The 21,452-nt window shown below is 68.4% G+C and carries 25 protein-coding genes; 14 read left to right on the forward strand and 11 right to left on the reverse strand.

Going from position 1 to position 21,452, the window contains the following annotated elements; all coding sequences use genetic code 11:
- Position 1: 1 nt before the first annotated feature.
- From rapZ to BM214_RS06925, 10 genes are all read right to left on the reverse strand, one after another.
- On the reverse strand, positions 2 to 862 hold the full coding sequence (gene rapZ, locus BM214_RS06880; RefSeq protein ID WP_090484887.1) for an RNase adapter RapZ: 861 nt from the start codon (positions 860 to 862) through the stop codon (positions 2 to 4).
- Entirely contained in the window at positions 859 to 1,809 is a 951-nt protein-coding gene (hprK, locus tag BM214_RS06885) for an HPr(Ser) kinase/phosphatase (protein ID WP_090484889.1), read from the reverse strand. Before hprK ends, rapZ begins: the two co-directional genes overlap by 4 nt.
- A gap of 5 nt (positions 1,810 to 1,814) precedes the next feature.
- Positions 1,815 to 2,282 (reverse strand): PTS sugar transporter subunit IIA, encoded by a 468-nt coding sequence (locus BM214_RS06890; protein WP_090484891.1) that lies wholly within the window; start codon positions 2,280 to 2,282, stop codon positions 1,815 to 1,817.
- Between the two features lie 6 nt (positions 2,283 to 2,288).
- Complete coding sequence (hpf, locus tag BM214_RS06895) at positions 2,289 to 2,612, reverse strand: ribosome hibernation-promoting factor, HPF/YfiA family (RefSeq protein ID WP_090484893.1); 324 nt, start codon at positions 2,610 to 2,612, stop codon at positions 2,289 to 2,291.
- Positions 2,613 to 2,653: 41 nt separating this feature from the next.
- Entirely contained in the window at positions 2,654 to 4,129 is a 1,476-nt protein-coding gene (locus tag BM214_RS06900) for an RNA polymerase factor sigma-54 (protein WP_090484895.1), read from the reverse strand.
- A 152-nt stretch (positions 4,130 to 4,281) separates the two neighbouring features.
- Positions 4,282 to 5,007, reverse strand: coding sequence for an LPS export ABC transporter ATP-binding protein (gene lptB / locus BM214_RS06905; RefSeq protein WP_090484897.1), 726 nt, complete (start codon positions 5,005 to 5,007; stop codon positions 4,282 to 4,284).
- A gap of 7 nt (positions 5,008 to 5,014) precedes the next feature.
- Positions 5,015 to 5,533 carry a lipopolysaccharide transport periplasmic protein LptA gene (gene lptA, locus BM214_RS06910; RefSeq protein WP_090484899.1) on the reverse strand — a complete coding sequence of 173 codons (519 nt, stop codon included), beginning with the start codon at positions 5,531 to 5,533 and terminating at the stop codon, positions 5,015 to 5,017.
- Positions 5,517 to 6,086 (reverse strand): LPS export ABC transporter periplasmic protein LptC, encoded by a 570-nt coding sequence (gene lptC, locus BM214_RS06915; RefSeq protein ID WP_090484901.1) that lies wholly within the window; start codon positions 6,084 to 6,086, stop codon positions 5,517 to 5,519. Before lptC ends, lptA begins: the two co-directional genes overlap by 17 nt.
- The gene (gene kdsC, locus BM214_RS06920; RefSeq protein ID WP_090484903.1) at positions 6,083 to 6,610 is read right to left on the reverse strand and encodes a 3-deoxy-manno-octulosonate-8-phosphatase KdsC; all 528 of its coding nucleotides are present in this window, start codon (positions 6,608 to 6,610) and stop codon (positions 6,083 to 6,085) included. The genes lptC and kdsC overlap by 4 nt, the downstream gene beginning before the upstream one ends.
- A gap of 42 nt (positions 6,611 to 6,652) precedes the next feature.
- Positions 6,653 to 7,627 (reverse strand): KpsF/GutQ family sugar-phosphate isomerase, encoded by a 975-nt coding sequence (locus tag BM214_RS06925; RefSeq protein ID WP_090484905.1) that lies wholly within the window; start codon positions 7,625 to 7,627, stop codon positions 6,653 to 6,655.
- 244 nt (positions 7,628 to 7,871) lie between these two features.
- On the opposite strand from BM214_RS06925, the gene BM214_RS06930 reads away from it, so the two are divergent.
- The 10 genes from BM214_RS06930 (at position 7,872) to hisC (ending at position 16,496) form a co-directional block, all read left to right on the forward strand.
- Complete coding sequence (locus BM214_RS06930; RefSeq protein WP_244887892.1) at positions 7,872 to 8,696, forward strand: ABC transporter ATP-binding protein; 825 nt, start codon at positions 7,872 to 7,874, stop codon at positions 8,694 to 8,696.
- Positions 8,693 to 9,472, forward strand: coding sequence for a lipid asymmetry maintenance ABC transporter permease subunit MlaE (gene mlaE, locus BM214_RS06935; protein ID WP_090484907.1), 780 nt, complete (start codon positions 8,693 to 8,695; stop codon positions 9,470 to 9,472). The genes BM214_RS06930 and mlaE overlap by 4 nt, the downstream gene beginning before the upstream one ends.
- A gap of 12 nt (positions 9,473 to 9,484) precedes the next feature.
- A complete protein-coding gene (gene mlaD / locus BM214_RS06940; RefSeq protein WP_090484909.1) occupies positions 9,485 to 9,943 on the forward strand; it encodes an outer membrane lipid asymmetry maintenance protein MlaD in 459 nt (152 codons plus the stop codon).
- Positions 9,944 to 9,994: 51 nt separating this feature from the next.
- Positions 9,995 to 10,642 (forward strand): MlaC/ttg2D family ABC transporter substrate-binding protein, encoded by a 648-nt coding sequence (locus BM214_RS06945; RefSeq protein ID WP_090484911.1) that lies wholly within the window; start codon positions 9,995 to 9,997, stop codon positions 10,640 to 10,642.
- Positions 10,639 to 10,947, forward strand: coding sequence for an STAS domain-containing protein (locus BM214_RS06950; protein WP_090484912.1), 309 nt, complete (start codon positions 10,639 to 10,641; stop codon positions 10,945 to 10,947). Before BM214_RS06945 ends, BM214_RS06950 begins: the two co-directional genes overlap by 4 nt.
- A 74-nt stretch (positions 10,948 to 11,021) precedes the next feature.
- Entirely contained in the window at positions 11,022 to 12,281 is a 1,260-nt protein-coding gene (gene murA, locus BM214_RS06955) for a UDP-N-acetylglucosamine 1-carboxyvinyltransferase (RefSeq protein WP_090485169.1), read from the forward strand.
- Positions 12,282 to 12,285: 4 nt separating this feature from the next.
- On the forward strand, positions 12,286 to 12,927 hold the full coding sequence (gene hisG, locus BM214_RS06960; RefSeq protein WP_090484913.1) for an ATP phosphoribosyltransferase: 642 nt from the start codon (positions 12,286 to 12,288) through the stop codon (positions 12,925 to 12,927).
- 58 nt (positions 12,928 to 12,985) lie between these two features.
- Positions 12,986 to 14,053, forward strand: a complete 1,068-nt coding sequence (locus BM214_RS06965) for a 3-deoxy-7-phosphoheptulonate synthase (protein ID WP_090484914.1) — start codon at positions 12,986 to 12,988, stop codon at positions 14,051 to 14,053.
- Positions 14,054 to 14,097: 44 nt separating this feature from the next.
- On the forward strand, positions 14,098 to 15,411 hold the full coding sequence (hisD, locus tag BM214_RS06970; RefSeq protein ID WP_090484915.1) for a histidinol dehydrogenase: 1,314 nt from the start codon (positions 14,098 to 14,100) through the stop codon (positions 15,409 to 15,411).
- A complete protein-coding gene (hisC, locus tag BM214_RS06975; protein ID WP_090484916.1) occupies positions 15,411 to 16,496 on the forward strand; it encodes a histidinol-phosphate transaminase in 1,086 nt (361 codons plus the stop codon). Before hisD ends, hisC begins: the two co-directional genes overlap by 1 nt.
- A 15-nt stretch (positions 16,497 to 16,511) precedes the next feature.
- On the opposite strand, the gene BM214_RS06980 is transcribed toward hisC, so the two are convergent.
- Positions 16,512 to 17,666 carry a Do family serine endopeptidase gene (locus BM214_RS06980; RefSeq protein ID WP_090484917.1) on the reverse strand — a complete coding sequence of 385 codons (1,155 nt, stop codon included), beginning with the start codon at positions 17,664 to 17,666 and terminating at the stop codon, positions 16,512 to 16,514.
- A gap of 88 nt (positions 17,667 to 17,754) precedes the next feature.
- Here BM214_RS06980 and BM214_RS06985 point away from each other — a divergent pair, with 88 nt between their 5' ends.
- The 4 genes from BM214_RS06985 (at position 17,755) to BM214_RS07000 (ending at position 21,410) form a co-directional block, all read left to right on the forward strand.
- Complete coding sequence (locus tag BM214_RS06985) at positions 17,755 to 18,504, forward strand: Nif3-like dinuclear metal center hexameric protein (protein WP_090484918.1); 750 nt, start codon at positions 17,755 to 17,757, stop codon at positions 18,502 to 18,504.
- A 190-nt stretch (positions 18,505 to 18,694) separates the two neighbouring features.
- Positions 18,695 to 19,297 carry a ubiquinol-cytochrome c reductase iron-sulfur subunit gene (gene petA, locus BM214_RS06990; protein ID WP_090484919.1) on the forward strand — a complete coding sequence of 201 codons (603 nt, stop codon included), beginning with the start codon at positions 18,695 to 18,697 and terminating at the stop codon, positions 19,295 to 19,297.
- Positions 19,294 to 20,676 carry a cytochrome b gene (locus BM214_RS06995; RefSeq protein ID WP_090484920.1) on the forward strand — a complete coding sequence of 461 codons (1,383 nt, stop codon included), beginning with the start codon at positions 19,294 to 19,296 and terminating at the stop codon, positions 20,674 to 20,676. Before petA ends, BM214_RS06995 begins: the two co-directional genes overlap by 4 nt.
- The gene (locus BM214_RS07000) at positions 20,676 to 21,410 is read left to right on the forward strand and encodes a cytochrome c1 (protein ID WP_090484921.1); all 735 of its coding nucleotides are present in this window, start codon (positions 20,676 to 20,678) and stop codon (positions 21,408 to 21,410) included. The genes BM214_RS06995 and BM214_RS07000 overlap by 1 nt, the downstream gene beginning before the upstream one ends.
- Positions 21,411 to 21,452 lie beyond the last annotated feature (42 nt).

A 21,452-nucleotide genomic window follows, 5' to 3' on the forward strand; every position in this document is an offset into this window, starting at 1 on the left:
GTCAGGTCAGTTCCCGGTGGCGGGTGCTGATGGCTTCGCCCCGCAGGGCCCGGAGATCCGCCGCCAGGCGTTCGGCCAGGTAGACGGAGCGGTGCTGCCCGCCGGTACAGCCGATGGAGACCGTCAGGTAGCTGCGGTTGTCGCGCTCGAACCGGGGGATCCAGGTGGCCAGGAAATCCCGCAGCGATACATGCATCTCCTCCACCAGCGGGTGGCTGCCGAGAAAATTCGCCACCTCCGGATCCAGGCCCGTGAGGGCGCGCAGGCGCGGCTCCCAGTGGGGATTGGGCAGACAGCGTACATCGAAGACGAAATCCGAGTCCACCGGCGTGCCGTGCTTGAAGCCGAAGGAGCGGATCAGCACCGAAAGCCCCGAGGCCTCCGCCTGTTCCACCCGCTGGCGCACGGTGTCGCTGAGCTGGTGCACGTTGGTGCGGGTGGTGTCGATGGCCAGGTCCGCCTGCTCCACCACCGGCGCCAGCAGCTGCCGTTCCAGCTGGATGGCCTCCACCAGGGGGAGGTCCTCCCGGGTCAGGGGGTGGCGGCGCCGGGTCTCACTGAAGCGGCGCAGCAGGGTGGGTTCCTCGGCCTGGAGAAAGAGGATCTGCAGGTCCACACCCAGGTCGCGGATCTCTCTTGCGATCTCGCTGAAGTGTTGCAGGGCCTCGGTGCCGCTGCGGGCGTCGATGCCCACCGCCGTCTGGTCGTAGAGGCCGTGTCCGGCGGCCATGAACTGGCGCACCACGGCCGTGAGCAGGCCGATGTGCAGGTTGTCCATGCAGTAGTAGCCCGCGTCCTCCAGGGCGTGCAGGGCCACGGTCTTGCCGGAGCCCGAGAGTCCGCTGACGATGACCAGTTTCATGCCGGCGGGTCCTGCATCTGGCGGTGCATGCGTTCGGCCAGGTCGTCCCCGGCGTAGTAGCCGCGCAGGCGCAGCAGGTGATTGCGTACCGCCGCCTCCACCATCACCGCCAGGTTGCGCCCCGGGGCCACGGGCAGGGTGATGACGGGCACCTCCAGCCCCAGGACCTCGCGGGTGTAGCGCCCGCCGTGGAGACGGTCGATGTCCCCGGGGCGCACCGTCTTCTGGTCCTTGAGTTCGATGATCAGGCGCAGGTACTTGCTGTTCTTGATGGCGCTGTCGCCGTACATGGCACGGATGTTGAGCACCCCCAGGCCCCGCACCTCGAGGAAGTTCTCCAGCACCGCGGGGCAGGTGCCCCGCAGGATGTCCGGGGCGATGCGGGCGAATTCCGGGGCGTCGTCGGCCACCAGGCGGTGGCCGCGGCTGATGAGCTCCAGGGCCAGTTCGCTCTTGCCCACGGCGCTCTTGCCCGTCACCAGCACACCGATGCCCAGCACCTCCATGAACACCCCGTGCAGGGTGACGGTCTCGGCCAGCTTGTCGCTGAAGAAGTAGCGCAGGATGTTGATCAGCTCGTGGCTGGGCAGGGCCGTGCGCAACAGCGGCACCGCCTGGGTCTCCGCCAGGGTCTCCAGTTCGGGCAGGGGGGCGAGACCGTCGGTGACGATGAGCAGGGCGGCCTCGCCACTGCAGAGTTGGTCCAGGATGTCGCGCCGGGAGTTCTTGCGCAGGGACCAGAGATAGCGCATCTCGTCGTGGCCCAGCACCTGGATGCGGTTGGGGTGGATGATGTTCAGGTGTCCCACCAGGGCCGGTCCGCCCTTGGGGCCGGCGGCGTGCTGCGGCACCTCCCGGTGGATCCCCTGGCGGCCGGCCACCCAGGTGAGCCCCAGGCGCTCCTCCATGGCCTCGAGGATGTCGGCGACGGTGAGGGATCCACTCATAGGGGTCAATCGCCGTCGCCGGTGCTCCACCGTCCCAACAGATCCAGGATCTCGCGGGTGCTGCCCGCGTCCCGCAGCCGCGCCAGGGTCTCCGGGTCGGAGAACATGCGCGCCAGCACGGCCAGGATCTGCAGGTGCTCCTCGCTGGACTCTGTGGGGACCACCAGGGCGAAGAGGATGTCCACCGGCTCGCTGTCGGGGGCGTCGTAGTCCACCCCCCGGTCCAGCCGCAGCAGGGCGGCGCAGGCCTCGTCCGCGCCCTCCAGCCGCCCGTGGGGGATGGCCACCCCATGCCCCAGGCCGGTGCTGCCCAGGCGTTCCCTCGCCAGCAGGCTGTCGAAGATCTCCCCCGTGGTCAGCTTGGGGAGCCGGGTGGAGAGCATCTCACCCAGCATCTCCAGGGCCCGCTTCTTGCTGCTGACCTCGGCGGTGCAGTGCACGCGGTCCGAGCCGAGGAGCTCACCGATGTTCATGCAGGGTCACTCGACGTGATTGCGGTGGGAGCCTTCGGCGCGGTGATGGTCCTTGAGCTTCTCCTTGTGCTTGACCACCTGGCGGTCCAGCTTGTCCACGAGGGCGTCGATGGCGGCGTACATGTCGCCGTCGGTGGCATCGGCGTGGATCTGGTTGCCGCTGAGCAGCAGGTTGGCCTCCGCCTTCTGTTGCAGCTTCTCCACGGTCAGGATCACGTGTACGTCGATCACGTTGTCGAAATGCCGCTCCAGGCGCTGGAATTTCTCGTTCACGTAGTTGCGCAGCGCGTCGGTCAGGTCGACATGATGACCGGTGAGGTTGATCTGCATGGGGATACTCCTTGGATTGGGGATGTGGGTTGCGGCGCAGTTCAGGTGAGCCGCTTGCGTTCGCTGGATGGCGGGATGGCCATGGCTTCCCGGTACTTGGCGACGGTGCGCCTGGCCACGTGGATGCCCCGGTCCACCAGGATCTGGGCGATCTTGCTGTCGCTCATGGGTTTGTTGCCCGGCTCCTCGGCGATGAGCTTACGGATCATGGCGCGGATGGCGGTGGCGGAACATTCCCCGCCGTCGGCGGTGCCCACGTGGCTCGAGAAGAAGTACTTGAACTCGAAGATGCCGCGGGGCGTGTGCATGTATTTTTGTGTGGTCACCCGGGAGATGGTGGATTCGTGCATCTCCAGTTGTTCGGCGATGTCGCGCAATACCAGGGGCTTCATGGCCTCCTCGCCGTATTCCAGGAAGGCCCGCTGGTGCTCGACGATGGCGGTGCCCACCCGCAGCAGGGTCTCGTTGCGGCTCTGCAGGCTCTTGATGAACCAGCGGGCCTCCTGCAGGTTGTTGCGCAGATAGGTGTTGTCCTCGCTGGAATCGGCGCGGCGCACGTAACTGGCGTACAGGGGGTTGACCCGCAGGCGCGGCGCGATCTCGGGGTTCAGCTCCACCTGCCAGCGGCCCTCGCGCTTGCGCACGAAGACATCGGGGACGATGTATTCGGGGGCGCCGGCGCTGATGAGGGCGCCGGGGCGGGGGTTGAGGGTCTGGATGAGGGCGATGACCTGCTGCAGCTGCTCTGCATCGAGCCGCAGGCGGCGCTGCAGACCCTTGTGGTCGCGGGCGCCCAGGGCGTCCAGGTGTTCCGTCACCAGTTGCAGGGCCTCCTGCAGCCATGGGGTGTCCGGTGGCAGTTGCGCCAGTTGCAGGGCCAGGCATTCCGAGAGGTCGCGGGCGCCGACGCCCACCGGGTCCAGGTGCTGCACCATGTGCAGCACCGCCTCCACCTCGTCCAGCCCCACCGCCTCGTCGCCGCCCAGGCTGGCATGGATCTGGTCCAGGGGTTCGGCCAGGTAGCCGTCCTCGTTGAGGGCGTCGACGAGGGTGAGGGCGATGGCCCGGTCCTGCTCGCTCATCGACGACAGATGAATCTGCCACATGAGATGCTCGTGGAGGCTTTCGGCGGGCCCGCTCTGGTTTTCGAACAGGTCCCGCCCTTCGGGTTCCGCCGGGCCGGGGCCGGAGGGGGGGATATCGTAGATGTCGTCCCAGTTGCTGTCCACCGGCAATTCTTCGGGGATGTCCCCGGTGCCGGCGTCGCCACCGGAGTCCTGCTCCGTCGGGGCCTCCGTCGCCTCCCGCGCTTCCTGGTCCCGCGCCTCCGTGGCCTCGGCTTCCTGTTCCGCTTCGCCCTCTTCCAGGGCCTCCAGCATGGGGTTGGTCTCCAGGGTCTCCTGGATCTGGGCCTGCAACTCCAGCGTGGAGAGCTGCAGCAGGCGGATGGCCTGTTGCAGCTGGGGGGTCATGGTGAGGTTCTGACCCAGACGGAGCTGGACGGAGGGCTTTAGCATGGCATGTGGCGCGTCATCGGATCCGGCAGGGGTGGGGCGGACGGCCCTGTGGGCCGGCCGCCGTCACCGCTTGGCTTGTCATGGGGATTATACGGCGACACGGCCGAATTGGGACATGGGGGGTGAAATCGTTTTTGTTCAAAGACTTGGTGTCATAGTCGGAAATGTTCCCCCAGATACACCCGGCGCACCTGGGGATCGGAGAGCACCTCTTCCGGCGAACCCCGGCTGATCACCCGGCCGTCGCTGAGGATATAGGCGCGGGTGCAGATCCCCAGGGTCTCGCGCACGTTGTGGTCGGTGATGAGGACGCCGATGCCGCGGGCGGTGAGGTGGGCGATGATGCGCTGGATCTCGATCACGGAGATGGGGTCCACCCCGGCGAAGGGTTCATCCAGGAGGATGAAGGCGGGTTCCGTGGCCAGGGCCCGGGCGATCTCCACCCGCCGGCGTTCGCCCCCGGAGAGGCTGATCCCCGGGTTGTCCCGGATGTGGGCGATCTGGAATTCCTCCAGCAGGTTCTCCAGGTGGTCCTGGCGCTGGGCCCGATCCAGGTCGCCGCGCACCTCCAGCACCGCCAGGATGTTCTCCGCCACGCTGAGCTTGCGGAAGACGGAGGGCTCCTGGGGGAGGTAGCCCAGCCCCAGCCGGGCCCGGGCGTGCATGGGCAGGCGGGTGATATCGCGGCCGTCCAGGAGGATGCGCCCCTCATCGCAGGGCACCAGGCCCACGATCATGTAGAAACAGGTGGTCTTGCCGGCGCCGTTGGGACCCAGCAGGCCCACCACCTCGCCGCTCTCCACGGCGAGGGCGGTGCCGTCCACGGGGCGCCGGGAGCGGTAGCGTTTCACCAGGTCCAGGGCCTCGAGGCGGCTCATGCCCGGTTCACTCCGTCTCCGCGGGCCGCTCGCCCGGGGTGAAGATGGCCTCCACGCGGCCGGTCTCGCCGGTGCTGGCCTCGAGGACGGCCTTCTCCAGGTCGTAGACGATACGGTCGCCGCGGAATTCGTCCTCCGACTGCAGGATGCGGGCATTGCCGCTGAGGATCACCTCCTGGGACGGTGGCAGGAAGGTCATGCGCTGCGCCTCGGCATGGACCGGGCGGCCGTCCTTGTCCAGGGTGTCCAGCCTGGCCGGCTCGCCTTCCGCCTCCATGCGCTCCAGCTCCCGTTCGGGGGAATGCACCGTGACCACGTCGCCGCGGATGACCGTGTCCCCCTGGGTGATGGTGACATTGCCGCGATAGATACTGATGCCGCGGCGGTCGTCCAGGTGGGCGCGGTCCGCCTCCACGTGCACGGGCAGTTCCGTGTCCTGCTGGGCCGTGGCCCCGGATGCCCATAGCAACAGGGGGAGCAGCAGCAGGGCCCAGGGGCGCAGGCCAAGATCATGGACCGGGTGCATATTCCCCCCGTACCTGTCGGTGCAAATCAAGGGTTTCACGTGCCAGGTTCAGTGTCATGCCGATGCCTTCGGCGTGGTAGCGGGGGGCCTCCAGCCGGGCCGGGGTCCGGGAGGTGGCCTCCTGTTGCGGCACCCGCACCAGCACGTCGCTGGTGCGGATGTCCAGGGGCGGCCGCCCGGGGGCGGCGATGCGGTTCAGGTCCACCTGCCCCTGCAATCTTACCCGATCCCCATCGGGGGCGATCCAGCCGGTCTCCGACTGCAGCACCCAGTGGGGTGTGCCCTGTTCCTGCAGCAGCAGCACCGGCGCGGTGAGCAGCCGGGCGCCGTCCCGCTGGCGCTGTTCCATGCGCCGCCCCGAGAGGCGGTAGCGCAGTGTCCCGGTCTCGTCCATGGACCAGACGGTGAAGTCCTCGGCGAAGAATTCCGGGGCGTCGGGGGAGACGGTCCCCGGGGTCGCCAGGCGGCGTTGCTCCGGGCCGCTGGCCAGCCAGTAGCCGAGGCTGGCCGCCAGCACGAGAGTCAGGATGCCCAGGCGCCGGCCGCGGTTCATCCCAGGTAGGGGGCCAGGGTCGCCTGCAGGGTGTCCTGGGCGTCCATGATCAGTTCGCAGGCCTCGCGTACGGCGCCGCGGCCGCCCCCCAGGGTGGTGACGTGGTGGGCCTGTTCCCGCACCAGGGGGTGGGCGTCGGCCACCGCCAGGCCCAGGATCACGCGGCGCATCACCGGCAGATCCACGATGTCGTCCCCCATATAGGCCGTTTCCTCCGGGCGCACCCCGGCGGTGTCCAGCAGGCCCTGCAGGGCGTCCAGCTTGTCGCGCCGGCCCTGGACGATATGGCGGATGCCCAGTTCACGGCAGCGGTGCTCCACCACCCGGGATTGGCGTCCGGTGAGGATGCCCACGGCCACACCGCTGTCCTGCAGCAGACGGATGCCATGGCCGTCGCGGCTGTGGAAGGCCTTGTACTGCTGGCCGTCGTCCCCGAGGAAGAGGCTGCCGTCGGTGAGGACCCCGTCCACGTCCAAAAGGAGGAGGCGCACCGCCCGGGCGCGTTCAAGGAGTGTCGCTGTCATGGCGCGAGGATAGCACGGGCCCCGCGTGCGGGGCAGCGGGGCTCAGACCACCCCGGACCGCAGCAGGTCGTGCATGTTCAGGGCCCCCACCAGGCGCCCGTGCTCCACCACGGGCAGGGCGTTGATCTTGTGGTCCTCCATGAGCTTGAGGGCCTCGGCGGCCAGCATCCCGGGCTGGGCGTGGCGGCACTGCCGGGTCATCACCTCGCCGATGCGGGTGGCGTGGATGTCCAGCCCCCGGTCCAGGGTGCGGCGCAGGTCGCCGTCGGTGTAGACCCCCACGAGGTGGCGCTGCTCGTCCACCACCGCGGTCATGCCCAGTCCCTGGCGGGTGATCTCCAGCAGGGCGTCGGTGAGCGCGGCGTCGGCGCGCACCATGGGGATGCGCTCGCCGGTGTGCATGATGTCCGCCACGTGCAGCAGCAGGCGCCGGCCCAGGCGTCCGCCGGGGTGGGAGCGGGCGAAATCCTCGGCGGTGAACCCCCGGGCCTCCAGCAGGGCCACCGCCAGGGCATCCCCCATGGCCAGGGTGGCGGTGGTGCTGGTGGTGGGGGCCAACCCCAGGGGGCAGGCCTCCCGGGCCACGCTCACGTCCAGGTGCACCGTGGCCTCCCGCGCCAGGGTGGAGCGGGGGTTGCCGGTGAGGGCCACCAGGGGCACCCCCTGGCGGCGGATCAGGGGCAGGATGGTGAGCAGTTCGTCGGTCTCCCCGGAGTTGGACAGGGCCAGCACCGTGTCCCCCGGGGTGATCATGCCCAGGTCCCCGTGGCTGGCCTCGCCGGGGTGGACGAAGAAGGCGGGGGTGCCGGTGCTGGCCAGGGTGGCGGCGATCTTGCCGCCGATATGACCGGACTTGCCCATGCCGGTGACCACGACGCGGCCGGTACAGCCCAGCAGGTGCTCGCAGGCCCGGACGAAGGCCTCGTCCAGGCGTTCGCACAGGTCCAGGATGCCCCGGGCCTCGGTCTCCAGGACCGCCCGGGCCAGTTCGAGTGTTTTTTCGGGATGTTCTTTCATGGGGCTATCATAAACGGTACTGTGGATCCTCGGCAGGTCCCGGCGGCTGCGATCTTGGCACGGTGAGACCTCCCATCAGCCCTCGCGGCCACCCCAACCCCTCAACGGGGGCGGGGCAAGCCGGGATCCCCGCGGATCTGTACGGGGATGACTTGACACCCCGGGCGTCCTCACCGGAACATTTTCATAACGACCCCGCAAGGGGCATTCCCATAGACCCCCCGGCCCATCCAAGGATCCGTACATTCCCCCCGTGCCTGACAAGACCCCCTGGATCGAGATCCGCGACCTGCGTTTCGCCCGGGGCGGGCGCACCATCTTCGATGGCCTGAACATCCGCATCCCCCGCGGCCAGGTGGCGGCCATCATGGGGCCCAGCGGGTCGGGCAAGACCACCCTGCTGCGCCTTATCGGCGGGCAACTGCGCCCCGACCGCGGCCAGGTGCTGGTGGACGGGCAGGACGTGCACCGTCTCTCGCGCCGGGCCCTGTACCGCCTGCGCCGGCGCATGGGCATGCTCTTCCAGAGCGGCGCCCTGCTCACCGACCTGGATGTCTTCGACAATGTGGCCTTCCCCATCCGCGAGAACACCCGCCTGCCGGAGCCGGTGGTGCGGGCCCTGGTGCTCATGAAGCTGGAGGCGGTGGGGCTGCGCGGGGCGCGGGACCTGCATCCGGCGGAACTCTCCGGCGGCATGGCCCGGCGGGTGGCCCTGGCCCGGGCCATCGCCCTGGACCCGGAGCTGATGATGTACGATGAACCCTTCACCGGTCTGGACCCCATCACCATGGGGGTCATCGTCACCCTCATCCGCCGTCTCCACGATGCCCTGGGCATGACCAGCATCGTGGTCTCCCATGACGTGGCCGAGACCAGTTCCATCGCCGACTGGGTGTATCTCATCTCCGACGGCCGGGTGGTGGACCAGGGGCCGCCCGCGCGCCTGCAGGAGGCGGCCACCGATTGGTCGCGGCAGTTCCTGCAGGGGCTGCCGGATGGCCCGGTACCCTTCCACTATCCGGCACCGGACTACCTGGGGGATCTCATGAATGCGGAGGGGAGGCGATGACGGCGCTGCAGGCCCTGGGACGCTGGTGGCTGGGGGTGCTGGGGCGTCTGGGGCGGGGGCATCTCTTCCTGCTGCGCACCCTGGTGGCCCTGGGGCCCCTGATGCTGCGTCCGCGGCTGTGGATTCGGGAGCTCTACTCCGTGGGGGTGCGTTCGCTTTTGATCATCCTGGTCTCGGGGCTGTTCGTGGGCATGGTGCTGGGCTATCAGGGTTACATCACCCTGGTGGACTTTGGCAGCGCCGAGGCCCTGGGGACGGTGGTGGCCCTGTCCCTGGTGCGCGAGCTGGGGCCGGTGGTGACGGCGCTGCTGTTCGCCGGGCGGGCCGGTTCGGCCCTGACCGCCGAGATCGGGCTCATGAAGGCCACCGAGCAGCTCTCCAGCATGGAGATGATGGCGGTGGATCCCTACCGCCGGGTGCTGGCGCCGCGGTTTTTTGCCGGGATCCTCTCCATGCCCCTGTTGGCGGCCCTTTTCAGCGCCGTGGGCGTGGCAGGGGGGTACCTGGTGGGGGTGGGCGTGCTGGGGGTGGACGCCGGGGCCTACTGGGCGCAGATGCAGGCCAACGTGGATGTCTTTGACGATGTCCTCAACGGCGTGATCAAGAGCCTGGTATTCGGCCTGGTGGCCACCTGGATCGCCGTCTTCGAGGGCTACGACACCGAGCCCACGGCCGAGGGGGTGAGCCGCGCCACCACCCGCACCGTGGTGCACACCGCCCTGGCCGTGCTGGCCCTGGATTTCATCCTCACCGGCCTGATGTTCGGTGCGCTTTAACGGAACGGCAAGATGACGACACGCTGGATCGAGATCACCGTCGGTTTGTTCGTGGCCCTGGGGATCGGGGCCCTGTTCGTCCTGGCCCTGAAGGTGAGCAACCTGAGCGAGTACGGCGGCGAGGAGGGCTACCAGGTGCATGCCTACTTCAGCAACATCGGCGGTCTGAAGGAACGGGCCCCCGTCACCCTGGCCGGGGTGCGGGTGGGGCGGGTGAGCGACATCCGCTACGACCCCGAGCGCTTCCAGGCGCGGGTGACCCTGACCCTGTCGGCACAGCACGACTACCTGCCCAAGGACACCCAGGCCAGCATCTACACCGCCGGTCTTTTGGGTGAGCAGTACGTCGCCCTGGAGCCGGGGGCCGAGGAGGCGGTGCTGGAGGATGGGGACACCCTGCTGTTCACCCAGTCGGCGGTGGTGCTGGAGGAGCTCATCGGGCGCCTCATGGTGAACCTCACCCAGGACTGAGGCCGTGAAGCCGCGTGGCACCATCCCTGCCATGTGTTACGGAGGATCGAGATGCGATCACTGAAAGCCCTTCTTGCGGCCCTGCTCCTGGGGATGTGCATCCCGGCCCTGGCCGCCGCCATGCCGGAGCGGGATCCGGTGGACCTGGTGGAGACCACGGCAGACCGGGTGCTGAGTGAGCTGCGGGAGAACCCCGAGCGCACCCGCGAGAATCCGGAATTCCTCTTCGATCTGGTGGACGAGATCATCCTGCCGCTGATCGACTTCGAGGGCATGTCCCGGCTCATCCTCGCCCGCCACTGGCGCACCGCCACCCCGGAGCAGCGGGAGCGCTTCACCGAGGCCTTCCGCGACATGTTGGTGCGCACCTACACCCGGCAGATGGCCGAGCATATGGACAAGGACATCCGTGTCCTGCCCCATCGCAGCTTCAGGGACGAGCGCATGGCCTTGGTGGCCACCGAGATCGTCATGGGGCAGGGGGAGTCCAATATCCCGGTCAACTATCGTCTGCGGCCCGTGGACGGGCACTGGAAGGTCTTCGACCTGGAGGTGGATGGGTTGAGCTTCGTCACCAACTTCCGCACGGCCTTCGGCGCCGAGGTGGAAAAGGAAGGGCTGGACGCCCTCATCCGCCGTCTGGAGGAGGGGGATAAGGCCCTCGTGGAGGAGGCCGTGGAGACCGGCGGGGCCTCATGACGCAGGCGCACCTGGAGGAGATCCCCGGGGGGCTGCGTCTGATGGGCCCGCTGACCCGGGAGACGGTACCCCGCCTGTGGTCCGAGGCACCGGCGTGGCTGCGCTCGGGGGATGTCCCCTGCCGCGTGGACCTGTCCGGCGTCACCCGCAGTGACTCCGCCGGGGTGGCCCTGTTGCTGGCCTGGCTGCGCCTGCGGGGCGGGCAGGGCCTGGTCTGTGCCGGTGTGCCGGAGCACATGCGCCCCCTGATCCGTCTCAGCGACCTGGAGGGGGTGCTGCCTGAGGCGGGGCCGCAGGAGGGGTGAACCGGCGGGACGGTGGTTTTCCCCGTTGGGGGGTGCCTGCCCCGCGCGGGCTTTTCCGCTATCATGCCCACCCCATGGACAAGCTCATCATCAGAGGGGGTCGCCCGCTTGAGGGCGACGTACGCATCTCCGGCGCCAAGAACGCCGTGCTGCCCATCCTGGCGGCCACCCTGCTGGCGGACGGCCCCATGGTCATCGGCAACGTCCCCCACCTGCAGGACGTGACCACCACCATGGGGTTGCTGGGGCGGATGGGGGTGTCGCTGACCCTGGACGAGCGCATGCGCATCGAGGTGGACCCCAACACCCTGCGCGAGTGCGTCGCCCCCTATGACCTGGTGCGCACCATGCGCGCCTCCATCCTGGTGCTGGGGCCGCTGCTGGCCCGCTACGGCAAGGCGGAGGTGTCCCTGCCCGGGGGCTGCGCCATCGGCTCGCGGCCGGTGAACCTGCACCTCAAGGGTCTGGAGGCCATGGGGGCGGAGATCCGCGTGGAGGACGGCTACATCCGCGCCCGCGCCCCGCGTCTGCGGGGGGCCAGGCTGGTGCTGGACACCGTCACCGTCACCGGCACGGAGAACCTGCTCATGGCCGCCACCCTGGCCGAGGGCACCACCGTCATCGAGAACGCCGCCCGGGAACCGGAGGTCATCGATCTGGCCCACTGTCTCATCGCCATGGGGGCGCGCATCGGGGGGGTGGGCACCGACACCCTCACGGTGGAGGGGGTGCCCATGCTGCGGGGCTGCGCCTATGATGTGTTGCCGGACCGCATCGAGACCGGCACCTTCCTGGTGGCTGCGGCCCTCACCGGCGGCCGGGTGCGGCTGCGGGACACCGAGCCCAAGACCCTGGACGCGGTACTGGCGAAGCTGGAGGAGGCCGGGGCCCGGCTGGAGGTGGGGCCCGACTGGATCGAGCTGGATATGCGCGGGCGCCGTCCCCGGGCCGTGAGCCTGCGCACCGCCCCGTATCCGGCCTTCCCCACGGACATGCAGGCCCAGTTCGTGGCCCTCAACGCGCTTGCCGAGGGCACCGGGGCGGTGACGGAGACGGTATTCGAGAACCGCTTCATGCACGCCCTGGAGATGCAGCGCATGGGGGCGGACATCCGTATCGAGGGCAACACCGCCATCATCCGCGGCGTGGACCACCTGGACGGGGCGCCGGTGATGGCCACGGACCTGCGGGCCTCCGCCAGCCTGATCCTGGCGGGCCTGGCGGCCCGCGGCGAGACCGTCGTGGACCGCATCTATCACATCGATCGCGGCTACGAGTGCATCGAGGAGAAGCTGTCCCAGCTCGGCGCCGACATTCGCCGCATACCCGGATGAATCCATGCCAGAGAAGACCCTGACCATCGCCCTGTCCAAGGGCCGCATCTACCAGGACACCCTGCCGCTGCTGGCGGAGGCCGGCATCGAACCCGCCGACGACCCGGAGACCAGTCGCAAGCTGATCCTGGAGACCAACCGGGACGATGTGAAGCTGGTGGTGATCCGGGCCGCGGACGTGCCCACCTATGTGCAGTACGGGGCGGCGGACCTGGGGGTATCGGGCAAGGACGTGCTCATGGAGCACGGCGGCGAGGGCATCTACGAGCCTCTGGATCTGAACATCGCCCGCTGCCGGCTCATGGTGGCGGGCCGGCCCGGGGCCCATCTGCGCCCCGGCCGGCTGCGGGTGGCCACCAAGTTCGTCCAGGCCACCCGGCGCCACTTCGCCGCCCGGGGCCGCCAGGTGGAGATCATCAAGCTCTATGGCTCCATGGAGCTGGCCCCCCTGGTGGGGCTGGCGGACTGCATCGTGGACCTGGTGGACACCGGTAACACCCTGCGGGCTAACGGCCTGGAACCCCTGGAGCCCATCGCCGACATCAGTTCCCGGCTGGTGGTGAACAAGGCGGCCATGAAGATGAAGTCCGCCCGTATCAAGGACCTGGTCGCCCAGCTGTCGGCGGCGGTGGAACGGCGCCGCTGAACCGCCGCGCCCCCCGTCCCGGTCCCGGGACGCTACACACGAACACCCGGAACGATCCATGCCATACCCCACCGATGATCTGAGAATCGTCAACATCCGCGAGGCCCTGCCGCCGCGCCGGCTGCTGGAGGACCTGCCCATCACCGAGGCCGCCGCCCGCACCGTGTTCGAGACGCGCCGCGCCCTGCAGGCCATCCTTCGGGGGGAGGACGACCGCCTGGTGGTGATCGCCGGTCCCTGTTCCATCCACGACGTGGAGGCGGCCCGGGATTATGCCCGGCATCTGGCCGCGGCCCGGGATGCGTTGGCCGGGGACCTGCTGGTGATCATGCGGGTCTATTTCGAGAAACCCCGTACCATCGTCGGCTGGAAGGGCTTGATCAACGACCCCGGCCTGGACGGCAGCTTCGAGATCAACAAGGGCCTGCACCTGGCCCGGGGCCTGCTGCTGCACCTGGCGGACTCGGGCATGCCCGGGGCCACGGAATACCTGGATCCCATCAGCCCGCAGTACATCTCCGACCTGGTGGCCTGGGGGGCTATCGGCGCGCGCACCACCGAGAGCCAGGTGCACCGGGAACTGGCCTCCGGCCTGTCCTGCCCGGTGGGCTTCAAGAACAGCACCGACGGCAGCCTGCAGATCGCCATCGACGCCATCCGCTCCGCCGGCAAGCCGCACCATTTCCTGTCGGTGACCAAGGCCGGTCACTCCGCCATCTTCTCCACCGCGGGCAATCCCGACGGGCATATCATCCTGCGCGGCGGGCGCCGGCCCAACTACGACGCCGCCAGCATCCAGGAGGCCGCCTCGGCCCTGGAGGACGCCGGTCTGCCGGCCCGCCTCATGGTGGACTGCAGCCACGCCAACAGCCGCAAGGACCCGGCGCGGCAGGCGCAGGTGGCCCGTGACGTGGCCGCCCAGGTGGGGGCGGGGGACCGGCGTATCATGGGGATGATGCTGGAGAGCCACCTGGTGGCCGGACGCCAGGACGTGACCCCGGGGCGGCCCCTGACCTACGGCCAGAGCATCACCGACGCCTGCATGGGCTGGGACGATACCCTGCCCGTGCTGCAGGAACTGGCGGCCGGGGTGCGGTCGCGCCGCGCCGCCGCCGGCCGGGACTGAGCCCCGGTCCTTAGATCCAACGCCGAATCCGCGGGAGAATCTTCATGCCGATCATCAACCGACTCGACAGCAGCGAGGCCGACTTCCGGGAGCGGCTCGACCGCCTCCTGGCCTGGGAGGGGGTCTCCGACGAGGCCGTGACCCGCACCGTGAGCGAGATCCTGGCCGACGTGCGCCGGCGCGGGGATGCCGCCCTGCTGGAGTACACCGCCCGTTTCGACCGCCTGCAGCGCCCCCGGGTGGCCGACCTGGAGATCCCCCCGGAGCGCCTGCGCCAGGCCCTGGAGGGGCTGGACGCGGAGCAGCGCCAGGCCCTGGAGACGGCCGCCGGGCGGGTGCGGCGCTACGCCGAACACCAGCGCCTGGCCGACTGGCAGTACACCGAGCCCGACGGCACGGTGCTGGGGCAGCAGATCACCCCCCTGGACCGGGTGGGGCTGTACGTCCCCGGGGGCAAGGCGGCCTATCCCTCCTCGGTGATCATGAACGCCGTGCCCGCCAAGGTGGCCGGGGTGCCCGAGGTGGTGATGGTGGTGCCCACCCCGGATGGCACCCTGAACGAACTGGTGCTGGCCGCCGCCGCCGTGGCGGGGGTGGACCGCGTCTTTGCCCTGGGCGGGGCCCAGGCGGTGGCGGCCCTGGCCTATGGCACCGAGACCGTGCCGGCGGTGGACAAGATCGTGGGCCCGGGCAATATCTACGTGGCCACGGCCAAGCGCATGGTCTTTGGCCAGGTGGGCATCGATATGGTGGCCGGGCCCTCGGAGATCCTGGTGATCTGCGACGGGCAGACCGATCCCACCTGGATCGCCGCCGATCTCTTCTCCCAGGCGGAGCACGATGAGGATGCCCAGGCCCTGCTGGTCTGTCCGGATGGTCCCTACCTGGAGATGGTGGTGGCCGCCATGGACGAGCTGCTCACGGAGATGCCCCGGGCGGAGATCATCCGCACCTCCCTGGCGGCCCGTGGCGCCCTGATCCGGGTGCGGGACCTGGACGAGGCGGTGGCGGTGGCCAACCACGTGGCCCCCGAGCACCTGGAGCTGTCGGTGGCCGATCCCGCCGCCCTGGCCAGCCGCATCCGCCATGCCGGGGCCATCTTCATGGGCCGGCACACGGCCGAGGCGGTGGGGGACTACTGCGCCGGGCCCAATCACGTGCTGCCCACCTCACGCACGGCGCGCTTCTCCTCGCCGCTGGGGGTGTACGATTTCCAGAAGCGTTCCAGTCTCATCCAGTGTTCCCCGGCGGGGGCCGCCGCACTGGGCCGCACCGCCGCGGTGCTGGCCCGGGGCGAGGGGCTGGTGGCCCATGCCCGTTCCGCGCAGTACCGGACGCAAGACGAAGAAGCGAAGTGATGACCTGGACCCCCGAGACCCTGATCCGGCCCGAGATCCTGGGCCAGTCCGCCTATCCGGTGCCTGCCTCCGGGGGGCTGGTCAAGCTGGACGCCATGGAAAACCCCTACGAATGGCCCGAGTCCCTGCGCCGCCCCTGGTCGGAGCGCCTGGCCGGGGTGGCGGTGAACCGTTACCCGGACCCCCGGGCCGAGGATCTGGTGGCCGCCCTGCGGCGGGTGATGGGGATCCCCGAGGGGGCGCAGGTGATGCTGGGCAACGGTTCCGACGAACTCATCCAGATCCTGCTCATGGCCCTGGCCGGTCCCGGGCGGGTGGTGATGGCGCCGGAGCCGGCCTTTGTCATGTACCGCACCGTGGCCCGCTGGCTGGGCATGGAGTACGTGGGGGTGCCGCTGCGGGAGGACTTCGCCCTGGACCTTCCGGCCCTGCAGCGGGCCCTGGAGACCCACCGGCCCGCCGTGCTGTTTCTGGCCTATCCCAACAATCCCTCCGGGAATCTCTGGCCCCGGGATGCCATGGAGGCCCTGATCGAGACGGCGCCGGGGCTGGTGGTGGTGGATGAGGCCTACAGCCCCTTCGCCGCCGACAGCTTCCTGCCGGCGGCGGGATCCCATCCCCGTCTGCTGGTGATGCGCACCGTCTCCAAGCTGGGGCTGGCCGGCCTGCGCCTGGGCTATCTCTGCGGACCGGCCCCCTGGCTGGGGCAGCTGGACAAGCTGCGCCTGCCCTACAACGTCAACACCCTCACCCAGGCGGCGGCCCGCTTCGCCCTGGAGCACCACGACGTGCTCGAGGCCCAGGCGGCGGCCATCCGTCGGGATCGGGAGACCCTGTACCGTGCGCTGCAGGGCCTGGAGGGGATCGAGCCCTTCCCCAGCGAGGCCAACTTCATCCTCTTTCGCACGCCCCCGGGCCGGGCCCGGGCCGTGTTCGAGGGCATCCGCGCCCGCGGGGTCCTCATCAAGGACCTCTCGGGGCAGGGGGGAAGCCTGACGGACTGCCTGCGGGTGACCGTGGGCACCCCCGAGGAGAACGCCCGCTTTCTGGATGCCCTCATCGGGGCCCTGGCCGGGGGCGGTTGAGGCCGCCCCCGGGGGTCAGGAGGCCTGCATACGTGGCCGTTGACCCACCCGGGCCTTGAGTTCCAGGGGACGGTCGTCGCGGATCCCGCGGATCTCCAGGGTCTCCCCGGGACGGCGCCTGGCGATGAGATTCAGGGCCTTCTGGGCGCTGCTGATGCGGGTGCCGTCCAGGTGGGTGATGACATCCCCGGGACGGATCCCCGCCTGCGCCGCCGGGCCCCGGGCCAGCACCCCCGCCACCAGGATGCCGCGGGTGTCCTCCAGGCCGAAGGAGGCCGCCAGCTGCGGTGTGATCTCCTGGATCTCGATGCCCAGCCAGCCGCGCACCACCGCCCCCTGTTCGATGATCTGGGTCATGACGTCCCGGGCCAGGTCCACGGGGATGGCAAAGCCGATGCCCTGGGAGCCGCCGGAGCGGGTGAAGATGGCGGTGTTGATCCCCACCAATTCGCCGTGGGCGTTCACCAGGGCGCCGCCGGAGTTGCCCGGGTTGATGGCGGCATCGGTCTGGATGAAGTTCTCGTAGGTGTTCAGCCCCAGGCGGGAACGGCCCTTGGCGCTGACGATCCCCTGGGTGACCGTCTGTCCCACCCCGAAGGGGTTGCCGATGGCCAGCACCACGTCCCCCACCCGCAGCCCGCGGGCATCACCGGTGACGACGCTGGGCAGCCGGTCGCCGGTGTCCAGCTTGAGCACCGCCAGGTCGGTCTCCGGATCGGTGCCCACCACCCGGGCCGGATGGCTGCGGCCGTCGGCCCGCATCACCTCGATGGCGTCGGCCCCTTCGATCACATGGTTGTTGGTGAGGATGTGACCCTGGGGGCTCATGATCACCCCGGAGCCCAGGTTGGTCTGGGTGCGGCGCTGGGGGGCGCCAAAGCCCTCGCCGAAGAATTCCCGGAACACCGGGTCATCCAGGAAGGGATGGGCGCGCTGGATCACCGTCTTGCGGGTGTAGATGTTCACCACTGCCGGCGCGGCCCGTTCCACCGCAGTGGCATAGGATATCGCTCCGCCAGCTGCCTGTAGGGAGGTCGGTCGGCTGCTCTGCACCACCTCCACCACCGGGGCGGGGTCGCGCACGACACCGGGAAAGAGCACCAGGATCAGGACCGCGGCCCCCAGGCCGACGGCCACCCCCCGGGTGAGGAAAGGACGAATGCGAGTCATGGCGTTAAAATACCACAAGCACCCCAAGGGGGGCGGATGCCCCGCCGTTCCAAGCCATGCCGCGAAGGCTGCGGCCGGAGTCCTTGCCATGGTCGAACTCGATGCCCTCGTCCGCCATCTGGATGCCCTGCTGGACGCGGGGGCCTTCCAGGACTATTGCCCCAATGGTCTGCAGGTCCAGGGGCGCCCCCGGGTGGGCCGCCTGGTGAGCGGCGTCACCGCCAGCCAGGCCCTCATCGAGGCCGCCGTGGAACGGGGGGCGGATGCCCTGCTGGTGCATCATGGCTACTTCTGGAAAGGGGAGTCCCCCTGCATCACGGGGATGAAGCGCCGCCGTCTGGGAATGCTGCTGGCCCACGACATCAGCCTGATCGCCTATCATCTGCCCCTGGATGCCCATGCGGAACTGGGCAATAACGCCCAATTGGGACGTCTGCTGGGGTTTGTTACGGAGGCCCCGCTGCGCCCGGACGGCATCGGTTGCCTCGGGCGGCTGGATGCGCCCCAGGACGGGGCGGCTCTGAAGACGCGCATCGCCGCGCGGTTGGGGCGGGAGCCCCTGTGGATCCCCGGCGGGGACACCCCGGTGCGGCGGGTGGCCTGGTGCACCGGCGGGGCCCAGGGGATGATCGAACAGGCCGCGGCGGCGGGGATGGATGCCTTCATCAGCGGGGAGATCTCCGAACAGACCGTGCATGTGGCGCGAGAGGCGGGTATTCATTATTACGCCGCCGGCCATCATGCCACCGAGCGTTATGGTCCACGGGCCCTGGGGGAGGCCGTGGCAGAGACCTTCGGCATCGAGCATGCGTTCATCGATATCGATAATCCTGCATAGATCAATGCATCTTGCTGCAGTTGTTTGTCATCCTTGACGGAATGGGCTTATTCGGGAATCCTACTGCGCTTTGAGTGCCCCGGTGCGTCGAAGGGTTTTGGGGGCGTGCGTTCACCCTGAAAGGCCCGGTGTGCGATCGGGCGCCCAGCGACCAGCGGTACTTCATGGACCTCAACGGGAGAATCTTTGAATGTCTTACGAAGACGTGAACCAGAATCGACGGCGATTCCTGGTCGCGGCCACGAGCGTGGTCGGCGGAGCAGGGGTCGCCGCGGTGGCCTATCCCTATCTGGCTTCATTGTCCCCCAGCGCCCGGGCTCAGGCGGCAGGTGCTCCGGTGGAGGTGGATGTCAGCGGGATCGAGCCGGGGCAGCTCGTCCAGGTGGAATGGCGCGGTAAGCCCGTGTGGGTGACGTACCGCACTGAGGAGATGCTGGAGCTGCTGCCCAAGAACCGCGAGCGGCTGGTGGATCCGGACTCCGAGGTGGCGAGCCAGCAGCCCGATTATTGTGCGAACCCCACCCGTTCGCGCCGGCCTGAACTCTCCGTGCTCATCGGCATCTGCACCCACCTGGGCTGCACCCCCAGCTACCGTCCCGAGGTGGCCCCGGAGGACTTGGGGGAGAACTGGTATGGTGGCTACTTCTGTGCCTGCCACGGTTCCAAGTTCGATCTGGCGGGGCGGGTCTGGCGTAACATGCCGGCACCGACGAACCTGGTGATTCCGCGCCATATGTACAAGTCGGATAACCTGCTGGTGATAGGCGAAGACGAAGAAGGAGTCGCGGCATGAGAGCTATCCTCGACTGGATTGACGCCAGGTATCCGCTCACCAAGGTCTGGAATGAGCACCTGGCGGAATACTACACGCCGAAGAACATGAATTTCTGGTACTACTTCGGTTCCCTGTCCTTCCTGGTGCTGGCGATCCAGATCGTCTCCGGCATCTTCCTGACCATGTTCTACAAGCCGGATGCCCAACTGGCCTTCGCCTCCGTGGAGTACATCATGCGCGATGTGCAGTGGGGCTGGCTCATCCGCTACATGCATGCGGTGGGGGCCTCCGCGTTCTTCATCGTGGTGTATCTGCACATGTACCGCGGCCTGCTCTACGGGTCCTACAAGCGCCCGCGGGAGCTCATCTGGATCACCGGTGTGCTCATCTACCTGGTGCTGATGACCGAAGCCTTTTCCGGGTACATGCTGCCCTGGGGACAGATGTCATACTGGGGGGCGCAGGTGATCGTGAACCTGTTCAGCACCTTCCCGGTGATCGGACCGGACCTGGTGACCTGGATCCGCGGTGACTTCCTCGTCTCCGACGCCACCCTGACCCGCTTCTACGCCCTGCACGTGGTGGCCCTGCCGCTGGTGCTGGTGGGTCTGTCCTTCGTGCACGTGGTGGCCCTGCATGCGGTGGGTTCCAACAATCCCGACGGTGTGGAGACCAAGTACTTTACCGACGAGAACGGCCGTCCCCTGGACAGCATCCCGTTCCATCCCTACTACACCGTGAAGGACATGGTGGGTTTCGGGGTCTTCGCCATCATCTTCTTCGGCATCGTCTTCTTCGCCCCCGAGGCAGGCGGCTACTTCCTGGAGAAGAACAACTTCGAGATTGCCGATCCCCTGACCACCCCTGAACTGATCCACCCGGTGTGGTACTTCGGCGCCTTCTACTCCATGCTGCGCGTCATTCCCGATCCGCTGCTGGGGGTGCTGGTGATGTTCGCCGCCCCGCTGGTGCTGTTGTTCCTGCCCTGGATCGATCGCAACCCCATCCTGTCGGTGCGCTACCGCAGCCCCATCCACAAGTTCAATCTGGTGACCTTTGGCGTGGTCTTCCTGGTGCTCACCTACCTGGGGTTGCAGCACATCACCACCTTGAACCAAGAAATCGCCCTGCGCCTGACCCTGGTCTACTACCTGTTCTTCTTCGTGCTCTGGTTCCATAGCAAGCCGCGTTCCGATGCGTTCAGTTGGGGGTGGTTCCTGGCGATCGTCGCCGCCTACAGCTACTACGACTTCACGCGTATCGCGGCCGATGGGGACCGGGTGACGATCATGACCTGGTGGCTGGTGCCGACCCTGTATCTGGGGATCTGCCTGCTGCTGCCCCTGTTCTCCCAGCTCAACGAAGAAAAGCCGGTTCCGGCGAGGGTGACTTCGTGATGAAAAAGATTCTGACACTCAGTCTTGTGATGTTCCTGGGGGCCCCGGGCCTGGCCCAATCGTCCGGTGGAGGGGTCCATCTGGAGGAAGCCAATGTCGACCTGACCGACCAGGCCTCCCTGCAGCGGGGTGCGGAGTACTTCTTCGATTACTGCATCGGGTGCCATTCCCTGCAGTACGAGCGCTATACCACCATCGCCAAGGGGCTGGGCCTCTCCGAGGAGCAGGTTACCGAGAAGTTTATCCATACCCGTACCGAGAAGGGTGACCCCTCTGCTGTGGGCAGCCTGATCGAGATCGCCATGCGTCCCGAGGATGCGGAGCAGTGGTTTGCCCAGCCGGCCCCGGATCTGACCCTCACCGCCCGTCAACGGGGTGCGGACTGGATCTACAGCATGTTGCAGGGCTTCTATCTGGACGAGGGGACCACCTTCGGTGTCAACAACCGGGTCTTCCCGGACATGGGGATGCCCCACGTCCTTTGGGAACTCCAGGGCTGGCAGGAGAATGTCGGTGAGGAGGGCCATGTGGAGCTGGAGTTGAAGAAAGAAGGCAGCATGTCCCCCGAGGAGTTCGACGATGTTGTGCGCGACATCACGGCCTTCCTGGTCTACATGGGCGAGCCGATCCAGTTGGAGCGTGAGCGCATCGGCGTGTGGGCACTGGGCTTTTTGGTGATCTTCACCTTCCTGGCCTACCTGCTGAAGAAGGAGTACTGGCGCGACGTGCATTGACGCCGTGTCACGCCCCGGGGCAGGGAAGCCCCCCGATTGTCT

It is taken from the genome of Ectothiorhodospira mobilis (assembly GCF_900114895.1).
In the GTDB taxonomy this organism is placed as follows: domain Bacteria; phylum Pseudomonadota; class Gammaproteobacteria; order Ectothiorhodospirales; family Ectothiorhodospiraceae; genus Ectothiorhodospira; species Ectothiorhodospira mobilis_A.